This window comes from Mycobacterium sp. SM3041, from assembly GCF_039668335.1.
GTDB lineage: Bacteria > Actinomycetota > Actinomycetes > Mycobacteriales > Mycobacteriaceae > Mycobacterium.
Genome location: NZ_JAYXBQ010000050.1, coordinates 242,896 through 256,754, shown reverse-complemented (window position 1 = coordinate 256,754; position 13,859 = coordinate 242,896). Strand labels below are relative to the sequence as shown.

At 65.0% G+C, this 13,859-nt stretch carries 14 protein-coding genes; 7 read left to right on the top strand and 7 right to left on the bottom strand.

Annotated features, from left to right (window positions below; genetic code table 11):
* Nucleotides 1-51 precede the first annotated feature (51 nt).
* Nucleotides 52-1,197, top strand: a complete 1,146-nt coding sequence (locus VXD91_RS18365) for a dihydrodipicolinate reductase (RefSeq protein WP_346416038.1) — start codon at nt 52-54, stop codon at nt 1,195-1,197.
* Nucleotides 1,198-1,214: 17 nt separating this feature from the next.
* Here the strand turns inward: VXD91_RS18365 and VXD91_RS18360 are convergent, their stop codons facing one another.
* Nucleotides 1,215-1,745 (bottom strand): zinc-binding dehydrogenase, encoded by a 531-nt coding sequence (locus tag VXD91_RS18360; RefSeq protein ID WP_346416037.1) that lies wholly within the window; start codon nt 1,743-1,745, stop codon nt 1,215-1,217.
* Nucleotides 1,746-2,302: 557 nt separating this feature from the next.
* Nucleotides 2,303-2,710 carry a nuclear transport factor 2 family protein gene (locus tag VXD91_RS18355; RefSeq protein WP_346416036.1) on the bottom strand — a complete coding sequence of 136 codons (408 nt, stop codon included), beginning with the start codon at nt 2,708-2,710 and terminating at the stop codon, nt 2,303-2,305.
* 80 nt (nt 2,711-2,790) lie between these two features.
* Here VXD91_RS18355 and VXD91_RS18350 point away from each other — a divergent pair, with 80 nt between their 5' ends.
* Complete coding sequence (locus tag VXD91_RS18350; RefSeq protein WP_346416035.1) at nt 2,791-3,267, top strand: MarR family transcriptional regulator; 477 nt, start codon at nt 2,791-2,793, stop codon at nt 3,265-3,267.
* Between the two features lie 87 nt (nt 3,268-3,354).
* On the opposite strand, the gene VXD91_RS18345 is transcribed toward VXD91_RS18350, so the two are convergent.
* On the bottom strand, nt 3,355-3,918 hold the full coding sequence (locus tag VXD91_RS18345) for a TetR/AcrR family transcriptional regulator (RefSeq protein ID WP_346416034.1): 564 nt from the start codon (nt 3,916-3,918) through the stop codon (nt 3,355-3,357).
* A 97-nt stretch (nt 3,919-4,015) separates the two neighbouring features.
* Between VXD91_RS18345 and VXD91_RS18340 the strand changes: the two genes are divergently transcribed.
* Nucleotides 4,016-4,771: a 3-oxo-5-alpha-steroid 4-dehydrogenase gene (locus VXD91_RS18340; protein WP_346416033.1), complete on the top strand. Its 756-nt coding sequence runs from the start codon at nt 4,016-4,018 to the stop codon at nt 4,769-4,771.
* A gap of 71 nt (nt 4,772-4,842) precedes the next feature.
* On the opposite strand, the gene VXD91_RS18335 is transcribed toward VXD91_RS18340, so the two are convergent.
* Complete coding sequence (locus VXD91_RS18335) at nt 4,843-5,664, bottom strand: nuclear transport factor 2 family protein (RefSeq protein ID WP_346416032.1); 822 nt, start codon at nt 5,662-5,664, stop codon at nt 4,843-4,845.
* Nucleotides 5,665-6,035: 371 nt separating this feature from the next.
* Between VXD91_RS18335 and VXD91_RS18330 the strand changes: the two genes are divergently transcribed.
* Complete coding sequence (locus VXD91_RS18330) at nt 6,036-6,737, top strand: acetoacetate decarboxylase family protein (protein ID WP_346416097.1); 702 nt, start codon at nt 6,036-6,038, stop codon at nt 6,735-6,737.
* On the top strand, nt 6,734-7,939 hold the full coding sequence (locus VXD91_RS18325; RefSeq protein ID WP_346416031.1) for a cytochrome P450: 1,206 nt from the start codon (nt 6,734-6,736) through the stop codon (nt 7,937-7,939). Before VXD91_RS18330 ends, VXD91_RS18325 begins: the two co-directional genes overlap by 4 nt.
* 1 nt (nt 7,940) lies before the next feature.
* Here the strand turns inward: VXD91_RS18325 and VXD91_RS18320 are convergent, their stop codons facing one another.
* From VXD91_RS18320 to VXD91_RS18310, 3 genes are all read right to left on the bottom strand, one after another.
* Complete coding sequence (locus VXD91_RS18320) at nt 7,941-9,146, bottom strand: ATP-binding protein (RefSeq protein ID WP_346416030.1); 1,206 nt, start codon at nt 9,144-9,146, stop codon at nt 7,941-7,943.
* 68 nt (nt 9,147-9,214) lie between these two features.
* Nucleotides 9,215-10,183 (bottom strand): NAD-dependent epimerase/dehydratase family protein, encoded by a 969-nt coding sequence (locus VXD91_RS18315; RefSeq protein ID WP_346416029.1) that lies wholly within the window; start codon nt 10,181-10,183, stop codon nt 9,215-9,217.
* Nucleotides 10,183-10,983: a crotonase/enoyl-CoA hydratase family protein gene (locus tag VXD91_RS18310; protein WP_346416028.1), complete on the bottom strand. Its 801-nt coding sequence runs from the start codon at nt 10,981-10,983 to the stop codon at nt 10,183-10,185. The genes VXD91_RS18315 and VXD91_RS18310 overlap by 1 nt, the downstream gene beginning before the upstream one ends.
* 69 nt (nt 10,984-11,052) lie before the next feature.
* Between VXD91_RS18310 and VXD91_RS18305 the strand changes: the two genes are divergently transcribed.
* Both VXD91_RS18305 and VXD91_RS18300 read left to right on the top strand, forming a co-directional pair.
* Nucleotides 11,053-12,705 (top strand): acyl-CoA synthetase, encoded by a 1,653-nt coding sequence (locus VXD91_RS18305; protein WP_318985476.1) that lies wholly within the window; start codon nt 11,053-11,055, stop codon nt 12,703-12,705.
* 13 nt (nt 12,706-12,718) lie between these two features.
* Nucleotides 12,719-13,840 carry a nitronate monooxygenase family protein gene (locus VXD91_RS18300; RefSeq protein ID WP_212807198.1) on the top strand — a complete coding sequence of 374 codons (1,122 nt, stop codon included), beginning with the start codon at nt 12,719-12,721 and terminating at the stop codon, nt 13,838-13,840.
* Nucleotides 13,841-13,859: the final 19 nt, after the last annotated feature.

The following is a 13,859-nucleotide window of genomic DNA, read 5'->3' as shown; positions in this document are numbered from 1 at the left end:
TCCTATCATCCCTGCGAATATTTCGAAAACACTTCAAATTTTAGGATACCAATGATCAAAGTCGGTTTGTGGGGCCCCGGTTCGATGGGCGTCATCGCGCTACGTGGCGTGATCGACCACCCTGAACTTGAGCTCGTCGATCTCGTCGTCCACAGCGAGGCGAAAGTTGGTCGCGACGCGGGCGAGCTGTGCGGAATCGAACCAGTGGGCGTTGTTGCAACAGCGGACTCGGCGCAGCTCCTCGAAGGCGATTCTGACGTGGTGGTCTACACGGCGGCGGCGAACTCGCGCCCGCTGGAAGCCATCGTCGACATGGCCAACCTGCTGCGCGCCGGTAAGGATGTCGTCTCCTGCTCGGTCGTTCCGCTGGTGTACCCGCAGGCGGTCGACGCCGCTCTGACGACACCGTTGGCCGAAGCTGCCCGGGAAGGAAACTCGTCGTTCTTCACCACGGGTATCGACACCGGCTTCGCCAACAACGTTCTCCCGCTGATCCTTTCAGGGGTTTCCCGCACGATCAGCTCGGTGCGGGTCACCGAAATGTTCAACTATGCCACGTACCCCGAGGTGGGCGCGGTCTACGAAATCCTGGGCTTCGGAAAACCACCGGAGTTCGAAGCATTTGCCGCCGCTCCCGGAATCTTCACCTTCGGATGGGGACCCATCGTCCATCAGATCGCCGACGGCTTGGGGGTAGCGGTCGACCGTGTCGAGGAAAGTGTGGAGCGACTGTGCGTCGATGAAGCATTCGATACCCCTACGGGGCGCATCGAGGCGGGGACCGTGGCCGCGATGCGGTCGATGCTCACCGGATACGTCGACGGGCAGCCCGCGATCATCGTCGACCACGTCACTCGGATGCGGGATGACCTTGCGCCGCAGTGGCCTCAGCCGCTGATCTCCCTCGCGCCCAAGGACCTCGGTTACGGTGCCGCGTCCGGACAGGGGACTTATCGGGTCGAGATCGAGGGATCACCGACTGTCCGGTGCGAGCTCGAACTCGCCGAGGACCACGATCACGATCTGGGTGCTCGCATCGCGGGCGCCATGCACATGGTCAACGCCATACCTGCCGTACATGCCGCGAAACCGGGTCTGCTGTCAGTGGGTGACCTGGTCGCTATCACCGGAGCCGGGCTGTTCCGGGGGGTCGCGGGCCCTACGCCCGACAGCCGGATAGTGGGCCGGGCAATCTGACGGAACAACCCTCGGCCTCAGAGCCGAAGGACGATGCGGCCCGGCGGATGGTGCTCAACGTGCTCGTGTGCGGCGGCGATCTGGTCCAGCGATAGTTCCTCGCCCACGGCGATGGTCAGGCTCCGATCGAGCAGTGCCTCGGTGAGCTCCAGGGCAGCCTGGGATTTGACGACCGGTGGGAAGTCGTCGCTGCCTAGCAACCGCAGTGTGGTGTCGGCGACAGCTAGTTTCCAGTAAGGGATTTCAGGCCTGTCGAGACCGGAGTAGTACGAACTGATGGTGGCCTGCTTGGCGACGATCTCGGCATCGAGATCGATGTGTCCGGCGAGGTCGACATCTGCGATGCGATGCACGCCGTCAGGTGCGGCGTCGCGAATCAGCTCGGTCAGATCGGGGTCATTGTCCAGCAAGGCGCTGGCAACACCGTAGCCGCGCGCGATCGCCTGCTGGCGCTCCGTTCTGACAACCGCGATGACATTGGCACCACCTCTTGCGGCCAGCTGCGCCGCGATGGACCCGACGCCACCGGCCGCACCATGGACCAGCACGTTGAGTCCCGCTACGGGGCCGTCGGCGAATATCGCGCGGTGGCCCGTGATGCCGGCGATGCCAAGGCTGGCGGCTTGTGAGGTGATTGTGTGAGGTCACGTCGTCAGGTAGCGGTACAGCGAGTTCAGTTGGCACGACCGTGTATTCGGCAGCCGTGCCGAAAGGCCGGTAGGACTGGGCGCCGTAGCACCACACTGTGCGGCCGAGATATGCGGCGTCGACGTCTGGGCCGACACGGTCGACCACGCCGGCGCCGTCGCTCTGCGGCACGATGCGGGGATATGCCATGGGTGCGCCTTGCCAGCCGGCGCGTTTCTTGATGTCGCCGGGGCTGATCGCTGAATAGCTCAGTTTGATGCGAACTTCGCCTGGCCCCGGTTCAGGGTCGGGTAGTTCACCGACGGTGAGGGCGTCGGCAGCAGGTCCGCGACGGTCATACCGGTCTGCGCGCATCATGAGTCTCCTTCGGTTGTGGCACCGCGGTGCCGTGCGGTCCGCGCGGTTGCCACGCGTCGACGTTGTCGCGTGGCAACCGACCCATGTGGACCTGCGACGGTCAGGAACCGGCGACGACGGGTGCTTCGGCCTTGTTGAACATGTAACGCGCGATCTTCCACGCGCCGTCGACGCGGTTGAGGATGAATATCTCGCGGTTCTTTTCGGCTGTGGTGATGCCTGGCTCGAGTACGGTGACCTGCCCCGCGGAACTTGTTGTGGCTATAGCCAAATCGCCGTCGACCACGACGTCGTGGACGGTGAATGCGACATCCAACTTGATTGCCGAGAAAATCTGTCGATAGGACGTCAGCAATTGGTCGGTGCCGCAGGCCGTAGGGAGGTTGTACGGGTAGAACAGCCCGTCTGCTGCGTACTGTGCGACGGCGGAGTCGGCATCGGCAGCGTTCAGCGATGCTGCGTACCGAGCCAGGAGCTCACAGATCTCCATCTTGTCGTTGCTGCTCATCGGTAAGACCTTTCTTCGTATACGGATAGTTTGCATGAGGACAATATGCATAACGAGTGTCGGCGCTCTACTATTCCGCCATGACGGGATTGCGCGACGAGCTGCCGGCCGAGCATGAAACCGCTTGGCGGACCTGGTTGCGCGCGCACGCGCTACTGGTGCGTGATCTCGACGCGGAACTGCGTCGCGCGCACGGGTTGACGCTGCTGACGTACGACGCACTGGTGCAACTGTCGGAAGCGCCCGGGCGGCGCCTGCGGATGAAAGACCTCGCCGACGCGCTGGTTTACAGCACCAGCGGCCTCACTCGAATCGTCGACAATCTTGAGCGTGACGGCTATGCCCGCCGCGACATCGACCCTGACAATCGGCGCGCCATCTTCGTCAGCCTGACGGACCGCGGCTTCGAAGCCCTCTCGACTGCCTGGCACACCCACGCGGACGGAGTACGCCGGCATTTCGCCGATCATGCCAGCGTCAGCCAAGCCCGAACCATGGCGACAGTGTTCCGGCAGATCGTTGCCGACTTCGAGTCGACCATGCCGATCACGGACTGAGATCTGCTCGAACATCGCGGTGTTCACGCCCGCGGGTGGCTACTCCAATGGCGAAGTATTGAGTTGGTGGGCAGTCCTATTGGTCGACTACCACTTGCTGGTGGCGACGGCGGGAGCCACGTAGGTACTCACCATGGCACGCTCGTCCGCTGGGTCATCCTCCGGGTAAGTCAGCAGCGACACGATGACACGGACAATCCAGCGTGCACGTAGATCGGCGTTGTCTGGCGTCGCGCCAAGGGATTCGAGAAACGCGGTACCGATGGCGGTGACGACGTCCGAGTGGGCGGCAAGGTCGCCGCCGATGGGTGCGTCATCTGGGCGAAACCATGCCGACAATGCCGGGCTTTCGCGAACTATCTTGAGCGTGTTGAGGATTGCCGCGGTAAGCCGCTCTTGGGGGTCGACGATCCCCTCGACGGAATCGTTCACTTCGCGGCTGATCAGCCTGGCCTCGCGGTGGAGGTATGCCTCGCGAACTGCATCGCGCGTGTCGAAGTATCGATAGAGGGTGGCGCGCGAGCATCCCGCAGCAGAGGCGATCTCGTTCATTCCGACGTTAGCGACGCCCTCCTCGGCGAAGAGGCCGGCGGCGGCGTCGAGAATCTTCTCGACGGCCACCGTCGACCGGGCATCCGAAAGCCAACTCATGCGAGGAAGCATACGTACGAGACAAAAAGCCTACAATGTCTTGTTTGAGAGTCATTACATTGATTAATGTCAACGAGACTAGTGAAAGGGTTTTTGGATGGTGAGTGCATACCACGCCGCACTGGCGTTTCTCGCGGTCCTGACGGTGATAACGCTCGTCAGTGGCATTTGGTACGTCAATCCGTACGGTCGCTTTGCCGGCGACGGTCAGCGGTTCGCGCTACCTGCCAAGGCGGGTTGGCTGTTGTTCGAATGTCCGCAATGGTGGGCCTTCGCTCTGACGTTCTGGCTGGTGGTGCCGGAGCACGGTGCGCCGGCGATAGTTCTCTTCGTGCTGTGGCAGGCGCATTACCTGTACCGGGGTTTGATTTACCCGCTGACCAGGAAGAGTGCGGGCAAGCAGTTCCCGGCGAGCGGCGTCGCATTCGGGTTCACTTTCAACGCGGTCAATGGCTTTGCCAACGGCTACGCCGTTGCGGTGGCCGCGCACTTGCAACAGTCGGCATGGTTCACCGATCCACGCTTTCTCGCGGGAGTTGTTGTCGCAGTGGGGGGTTGGGTGGTCAACTTCCATGCCGACCGCGTGCTGATCAATCTGCGCTCTGATGGCTTTACCGGCTACCGCATTCCGCACGGGGGCGCGTACCGCTGGGTGTCGTCTGGGAACTATCTCGGCGAACTCGTGCTGTGGACGGGGTGGGCCATCATGGTGTGGACTCTGCCCGGTCTGATCTTCTTGCTCTTCTCGATCGCGAATCTCGGGCCTCGCGCGATCGCTACCCATAAGTGGTATCGGCGGACGTTTTCGGACTACCCCCGGAATCGAAAGGCGCTGATACCCGGGCTCCTCTAGTCTCTAGTCTTGTCTGCCAACAAGGGGCCGATCGCGTATCCAACGCGATCGGCCCCTTCCTGGGATTCGGGTCAGATGTACAGCCGTGCAGCCGACATGGTGCCGGGCGCAGCCGAATTGCGTGAGAACTCGAACAGGCCCAATCCGCGTCGGTCCCCGATGCGAATGGTGGATGTGACGGACCGTCCGCAGGCGATGAGCTTGTCCGCTGTGAGGCCGCGGGCGCCGTGGGCGAATTCATCGAGGCCGACTTCGTGTACGCCGTCCGGGCTCAGTGTGGCGCCGGGCCCGAAGAGTCCACTCAGGGCAGCGAGATCATTGGTTTCGAGAGCGGCAGCGAGTTCTTGGACGCGTTGCTTCCCGGTCTCCCGCACTCCGAGTAAGCCCTTGAAGAACCCGAGTGTGCCGCGCGGTCCTTGCTTGATGAGCAATTGCGGACCCAAGCCAACTGCCGCGATGATTCCGCCGCGTCCCAGGATCAGCATCTGCGCAACCATCAACTGCAGTTCCCAGTGGGCGAACAATCGCTGGATCTTAAGCGAGCCGTCAGATTCGTCTTCGACCAGGTCGTACCGCAGGTGCATCGGGATGTAGAGGGTGACGCCCGTCGGCATCGTCGTCCGGACGGTCAAATCCCTGAGTGCTGACATCCCGGCAACGACGTCGTGCTCCACATCGAATTCGATGCGGTTCGGCGCGATGAACGTATCGAAGAATCGGCCGATCGCCTCGGCGCCGACATGCGGTGTTGATCCGACAGGGTCGTTCACTTCGCCGGTGTCGGCGAACAGGCTGACCCATGCCTGTTTGTCGTGAATGGCCACCGCAGCCGGCGACGCCTCCACCGCGGCCAGCAAGTTGCCGGCCTTGTGAACTGAGTTCTCCCGCGTCATCCAAACCCTCCAGCTCTATGAGACATCTGATATACTGATGTCTCATAATTCAGTCGAACATGACATTTTGTCAAGGGCTGCTACGTGTGGCCGACTGCGTAGGCGGTCGCCGGCGGCCGTTGTGTTTGCATGGCGCGAGGTCGCCTGTTGCGGGGGAGGTAAGCGGTGCTCGACCGAGGTGGTCTAGTTTCTCCGCGAGCAGACGCAAAACTGTCGTTTTTGTGGTGCCAAGGTGCAGTTTTGCGTCTGTTCGTGAAGTCGGCAGTAGACACTTATTGCGGAGTGTCTACAACGTGTTCTAGATTCGTGCTGTGACAGACGCCACCGGGGCCGCGCCCTCGCAGCACACCATCGCGGGCACCGTGCTGACCATGCCCGTGCGCGTCCGCAAGGCGACGCAGCACATGGCGATGTTCTCGGTCGACGCCGATGCCGCACAACGCATGATCGACTACAGCGGCCTGCAGGTGTGCCGGTTCCGCCCGCGTCGCGCGGTGGCTGTGCTGATGCTCATGCACTACGTCGACAGCGACCTCGGCGAGTACTACGAGTACGGCACCAACATCATGGTGAACCCGCCCGGCTCGAACGCCGCGGGTGTGCGCGCCCTGCAGTCCGCCGGCGCCTTCATCCACCACCTGCCCGTCGACCAGGCCTTCACGCTGGAGGCCGGCCGCAACATCTGGGGTTACCCGAAGGTGATGGCGGACTTCACCGTCCGCGGAGCGGACAATTCGGCTGGGGCTCGGGATGGCCGCACGTTCTCTTTCGACGTCACCATCGACGGCCGGTTCGCCGTCGGCATGGACTTCCGGCCCGGCGTCCCGGTACCCGCGCCGTCGAAACCCCAGGCGCCCCCGACCTATTCGCACCTCGACGGCGTAACCCGCGAGACCGTCGGCGTGATGAGGCCGTCCGGCGTGCGTTACCGGCCCGGGGGCGTGACGGTGCGCCTCGGTGACCACCCGTATGCCCAGGAATTGGCGGCCCTCGGATTGCCGAAGCGCGCCATGCTCTCGGGTTCCGCTGACAACGTAGACATGACTTTCGCCGATGCTCAGGAGATCAAGTGACCAGTGTTATAACCCGCCCCGACGTCGATCTGGCCGACGGCCGGTTCTATGCCGATCGGGCGGCCGCGCACGAGGCGTACCGCTGGATGCGGGCCAATGAGCCGGTGTTCCGGGACCGCAACGGCCAGGCTGCGGTGACCACTTACCAGTCGGTGCTCGACGCCGAGCGCAACGCCGAACTGTTCTCCAACGCCGGTGGCATCCGCCCCGACCAACCCGGCATGCCGTACATGATCGACATGGACGATCCGGCGCACCTGGTGCGGCGCAAGCTCGTCAACGCCGGCTTCACCCGCAAGCGCGTCATGGACAAGGTGCCGTCCATCGGGCGTCTGGTCGACGCGCTGATCGACAACGTCTGCGAGAAGGGCGAGGCCGACTTCGTCCGCGACCTGGCGGCCCCGCTGCCGATGGCCGTCATCGGCGACATGCTCGGTGTCGTGCCGGAGGAGCGGGAGATGCTGCTCGACTGGTCGGACGAGTTGGTGTCGGGCCTGTCGTCGCACCTGGATGAGTCGTCGATCCAGAAGCTGATGGAAACCTTTGCGGCATATACCGCTTTCACCATGGACGTCATCAAGGATCGCCGGGCCAACCCCACCGACGACCTGTTCTCGGTGTTCATCAACTCCGAGGTCGAAGGCCAGCGGCTGAGCGATGACGAGATCGTCATGGAGACGCTGCTGATCCTGATCGGTGGTGACGAGACCACGCGGCACACGTTGTCGGGCGGCACCGAGCAGCTGATGCGCAACCGCGATCAGTGGGACCGGCTGGTGGCCGACCCCTCGCTGATGCCGGGCGCGATCGAGGAGATGCTGCGCTGGACCTCGCCCATCAAGAACATGTGCCGCACCCTGACCGCGGACACCGTCTTCTACGGCACCGAGCTGAAGAAGGACGAGAAGGTCATGCTGATGTTCGAGTCGGCGAACTTCGACGGCGACCAGTTCGCCAACCCGGACGAATTCCACATCGACCGGAACCCCAACAGCCACTTGGCATTCGGCTTCGGCACCCACTTCTGTATGGGCAACCAGCTGGCCCGGCTGGAACTGCGACTGATGACCGAGCGGCTGCTGCAGCGCCTGCCCGACCTCCGCTTGGCCGACGGTGCCGAGATCCCGCTGCGCGCCGCCAACTTCGTCAGCGGCCCCGAAGCCATGCCGGTGGTGTTCACCCCGACCGCCCGGGTGCTCTGAGCTAGCCGCTCACTGTGGCCGGCACCGCCATCGAGATGACGGTGCCGGGTGCGCCGGTGACCGTGAATTCGCCGCCTGTGGCAAGCACTTTCGTGCAGATCGACGCGAATCCGATGTGACCGTCCTCGACGCTCTGCGCGAGCCGGTCCGGCGGGATGCCGACGCCGTCGTCGGCGATGCGTAGTTCGGCCCGGCTTCCGTTGTGCGCCAGCCGGAATCGCAGGTTGTCGGCGTGCGCGTGCTTGATCGCGTTGGTCGAGAATTCGCGGGCCGCGCTGTAGAGCAGGTGGTCGGCGTCGGTGCGCAGGTCGTCGGGCCAGTCGTCGGCGTCCAGATGAACCGTGATGCTGGTGCGTGCGGCGATGCCGTCGGCCAGCGCGGTGATCGCGGCCTTGAGGCCGGAGCGGGCCAGCACCTCGGGATGCAGTTCACGCACCACATCGCGCAGCAGCCGGGAGGATTCGGCGAGCGCGAAGTCGACACGGTCCATGCCCTCGACCGACCCGTCGCGGACGTCCTCCATGTCGTGCCGCGCCACCAGGACGTACTGCAAGGCGCCGTCGTGCAGGCGCTCCGAGAGGGATTGGCGTTCGCGCTTCTCCAGGCTGATGACCTCTTCGAGCAGACGGGTCCGCTCCTGAGCCAGCCCGGCGATGGTCCTGGTCTTGGCTTGCTGCACCCACGACAGCGCGACCGAACCGGCGGCCAGGCCGAACACGATGGCGGTCCGCAACAGGATCGAGGCCCAGGGTTCGTGACCGTTGGCCTCGCGGTCGATCCAGTTCACGACGAAGAACGTGGCGACGGTGGGAATCGCGATCATGGCGCTGACGGCGGGATCGAGCTGAGCTGCCGCGATCAGCGGGATCAGGAAGAGCCCGTGCTGCATCACGTCCGACGTCCACGTTTCCGGCGAACTGAGCCCGCTGTCCACTGAAATGACCGCCACCACAGTCAGATCCGCGCACAGCATGAGCAGCGCCACGGCGCGCTGGGTGCGTCGATCGGCGTGGTCGGCCGAACGTCGTCCCCACCAACCCCACGCCGCGACCATCGCGACGTAGCAGGCGAAGATGCCCCAGTGCAGCCGCAGGTTCGCGTTCGGGGGCTCCAGCAGCAGGCCGAATCCGACGAACACCGCCAGCAGTGCCCGCAGGGCGAACTGCAGCAGCAGACCCCGCACCAGCGAGGTGTCGGTGCTTGGCATCTGAGTCCCCCTGGCTTTCGTGATTTGTGCACGATTTTCCGCGATGGCCGCGGAAAATCGTGCACGAATCACGCAAAAGATTCGACGATCGACTCTCGGGGGTCGCGCCAGGTCAGGCTCAGGTCGGACAAGGTCAGGCTGTCGTCGGTGGGGACGGCGGCCGTCAGCAGCAGGGCGGCTTCATAGCTCAGCCCCTCGGCCAGGGGCAGCCAGCGCCCGGCGGCATCCGACACCCGGCCGACGCCGCGAAACATGCCGGGCGACAGCGGAATCCGCCGGATCGGCCGGCCCAGCGCCGACTGCAGCGCGTCGACCATCTGATCGAACGTCAGCAGCACGCCGCCGCAGACATAGCGCTTCGGGCCGCGGCCGGGCTGCATAAGCGCCGTGTGTACCCGGGCCACGTCACCGACATCGATCATCTGCATGCCGCCGCGCAGCCGCGGGGCGACGCGGTAGCGCACGATGGGGTCCCAACCACGTTGTGTCACACCGACTGCCGTGTGGAACGCCGGTCCGACGACCGACGACGGGTAGGTCACGACGACGGGCGCACCCTCGGCCTGCAGCCGGCGGGCGGCGTTGTCGGCGTAGGCCTTGGTGCGGGCGTAGTCGCTGCGGCCGGGTGCCGGGGGAGTGTCGGGGCCGATGATGCCGTCGGTCGGCGGGAACAGCGAGCTGTAGGACGACACCGAGACGATCGGGTCGAGGCCCAACTCAGCGGCCCGCGTCAACAGGGCCTCGGTGGCGTAGGCGTTGATGTCCCACATCAGCTGGGTGCGCCGGCTGTCGGTGCCGACGACACCGGCCGCGTGCAGTGCGGCGTCGCAGCCGGTCAGCAACTCGGAAACCGTTGCGGGGTCCCGGATGTCGCCGGTCAGGATTTCGAGTGGGCCGATCTGGCCCAGCGCGTCGAGCGCGGCGTCGTCGCTGCCGCCGGGAATCACGAGCAGCCGGACCGTATGTCCGGCGGCCAGCAGGGCGCGGACGGTGTGGGCACCGACGTAGCCGGTGCCGCCCGTCACTGCGATGTGCATCAGCGCATCTTGAACTGCGGTGCGCGCTTCTCCTTGAATGCCAGCGGGCCTTCCTTGGCGTCCTCGGACAGGAACACCGGGATGCCGTTGGCGGTATCGGGCTTGAAGGCGTCGTTCTCGTGCATGCCCTCGGTCTCGCGGATGGTCTTGAGGATGGCCTGCACCGCCAGCGGACCGTTGTTGTTGATCACCTCGGCGATCTCGAGAGCCTTCTCCAGCGCGGTGCCGTCCGGAACCACGTGGCCGATCAGCCCGTAGTCCAAGGCCTGCTGCGCGGTGATATGCCGGCCGGTCAGCAGCATGTCGCACGCGATGGTGTACGGAATCTGGCGCACCAGGCGCACCGCCGAACCGCCCATCGGGTACAGGCTCCACTTGGCCTCGGAGATGCCGAACTTGGCGCTCTCCCCGGCGACGCGGATGTCGGTGCCCTGCAGGATCTCGGTGCCGCCGGCGATGGCCGGGCCCTCGACCGCCGCGATCAGCGGCTTGGTCAGGCGGCGGCCCTTGAGCAGACCGTCGATGCGCGACGGGTCGTAGCTGCCGTCTTTGAACGAGTCGCCCGGCGGCTTCTTGGTGGCGCCCTTGAGGTCCATACCGGCGCAGAAGTAGCCGCCCGCACCGGTCAGGATGCAGGTGCGGATTTCCGGATCGCTGTCGACGCGGTCCCACGCCTCAACCATTATCGAGAGCATCTCGCCTGAGAGCGCGTTGCGGGCCTCGGGTCGGTTCAGGGTGACGATCAGCGTGTGTCCGCGCTGCTCAATGAGGGCGTCGGGGCCTTTTTCGGGTTCGCTCACGGGTACCAACTTCCGGTCTCGAGATCGTTAGACTTGTCACAAAATGTAACACGTTCTAGTTTATGTAACGTGGCTCTGAACATCGCAGATCTCGCCGAGCACGCCATTGATGCTGTGCCGGACCGCGTCGCACTCATCTGTGGCGACGAACAGCTGACCTATGCCCAATTGGAGGAGAAGGCCAACCGCCTCGCTCACTACCTCCAGTCGCAGGGCGTGAAGAAAGACGACAAGGTTGGGCTCTACTGCCGCAACCGTATCGAGATCGTGATCGGCATGCTCGGCATCGTCAAGGCCGGCGCGATCCTGGTCAACGTCAACTTCCGCTACGTCGAGGGCGAGCTGAAGTACCTGTTCGACAACTCGGACATGGTCGCCCTGATCCATGAGCGCCAGTACTCCGACCGGGTCGCCAATGTGCTGCCCGAGTTGCCGCTGCTCGAGACGATCCTGGTCGTGGAAGACGGGTCCGACAACGATTTCCAGCGCTACGGCGGCGTTGAGTTCTACTCCGCCATCGCCGACAGCTCGCCCGAGCGTGACTTCGGTCCGCGCAGCGAAGACGACATCTACCTGCTCTACACCGGCGGCACCACCGGATTCCCCAAGGGCGTCATGTGGCGGCACGAGGACATCTACCGAGTGCTGTTCGGCGGCACCGACTTCGCCACCGGCGAGCCCATCGCCGATGAGTACGACCTGTCCAAGCAGGCCGCCGCCAACCCGCCGATGATCCGGCTTCCCATCCCGCCGATGATCCACGGCGCGACGCAGTCCGCCACCTGGATGGCGCTGTTCACCGGCCACACCGTGGTGCTGATGCCGGAGTTCGACGCCGACGCCGCGTGGCGAATGATCCACGAGCACAAGGTGAATCTGCTGTTCTTCACCGGTGACGCCATGGCCCGGCCGCTGCTGGACGCGCTGCTGGCGCATCAGGACGCCGGCAACGAATACGACCTCTCCAGCTTGTTCCTGCTCGCCAGCACCGCCGCCCTGTTCTCGACCAGCCTCAAGGAGAAGTTCCTCGAGCTGCTGCCGAACCGCGTGATCACCGACTCGATCGGCTCGTCGGAGACCGGCTTCGGCGGCACCAGCATCGTGGCGAAGGGCCAGTCGCACACCGGCGGTCCCCGCGTCACGATCGACAAGAACACCAAGGTCCTCGACGAGGACGGCAACGAGGTGGTTCCGGGCTCGGGCGTGCGCGGCATCATCGCCAAGTGCGGGCACATCCCGGTCGGCTACTTCAAGGACGAGAAGAAGACCGCCGAAACCTTCCGCACCTACAACGGGGTCCGGTACGCGATCCCCGGCGACTACGCCGAGGTCGAGGCCGACGGCAGCGTGACGATGCTGGGCCGCGGCTCGGTGTCGATCAACTCCGGTGGCGAGAAGATCTACCCCGAAGAGGTCGAGGCCGCGCTCAAGGGACACCCGGATGTGTTCGACGCCCTGGTCGTCGGCGTGCCGGACCCGCGCTTCGGTCAGCACGTCGCGGCCGTGGTGCAGCCCCGCGAGGGCACCAGGCCTGCGCTGGCAGACCTGGATGCGTTCGTCCGGAGCGAGATCGCCGGCTACAAGGTGCCGCGCAGCCTGTGGCTGGTCGACGAGGTCAAGCGCTCCCCGGCCGGCAAGCCCGACTACCGCTGGGCCAAGGATCAGACCGAGGCGCGTCCCGCCGATGAGGTTCACGCGAAACACGCAGGCGCACAAGCCTAGTCAGGAACGAGAAATGAAAACCGAACTCTGCGAACGCTTCGGGATCGAGTACCCGATCTTCGTCTTCACGCCGTCGGAGAAGGTGGCCGCCGCCGTGACCCGTGCCGGCGGCATGGGTGTGCTGGGTTGCGTCCGGTTCAACGACGCCGACGATCTTGAGAACGTCCTGCAGTGGATGGACGCCAACACCGACGGCAAGCCGTACGGCGTCGACATCGTGATGCCCGCCAAGGTCCCCACCGAGGGCACCAGCGTCGACATCAACAAGCTGATCCCGCAGGGGCACAAGGACTTCGTCGCCAAGACCCTCGCCGAGCTCGGGGTGCCGCCGCTGCCGGCGGACGAGGAGAAGAACGAAGGCGTGCTCGGCTGGCTCCACTCGGTGGCGCGCAGCCACGTCGAGGTGGCGCTCAAGCACCCGATCAAGCTGATCGCCAACGCGCTCGGCTCGCCGCCCAAGGACGTCATCGACCAGGCACACGCCGCGGGCGTTCCGGTGGCCGCACTGGCCGGCTCGGCCAAGCACGCGGCGCGGCACGTGGAAAACGGCGTCGACATCGTCGTGGCCCAGGGGCACGAGGCCGGTGGCCACACCGGTGAGATCGGTTCCATGGTGCTGTGGCCGGAAATCGTTGACGCCCTTGGTGGTTCGGCCCCGGTGCTGGCCGCCGGCGGCATCGGCACCGGACGGCAACTGGCCGCCGCACTGGCGCTGGGCGCGCAGGGCGTCTGGATGGGCTCGGCGTTCCTGACGTCGGCCGAATACGACCTCGGGGTGCGTCTGGAGTCGGGCGTTTCCGTTGTGCAGCAGGCGATGCTGAACGCGACCTCGGCCGACACCGTCCGCCGCAAGATCTACACCGGCAAGCCGGCCCGGCTGCTCAAGAGCCGCTGGACCGACGCCTGGGACGCCGAAGGTGCGCCCGACCCGCTGCCGATGCCGTTGCAGAACATCCTGGTCAGTGAGGCACACCAGCGGATGAACGAGTCGGGTGACCCGACCGCGGTCGCGATGCCCGTCGGTCAGATCGTCGGCCGGATGAACGAGATCCGTCCGGTCGAGGTCATCATCGCCGAACTCGTCGCCGAGTTCGAGGCCGCCACCAAGCGCTTGGACGCCATCCGCGACAACTGATTTCGCGCGCGGCAGGTGA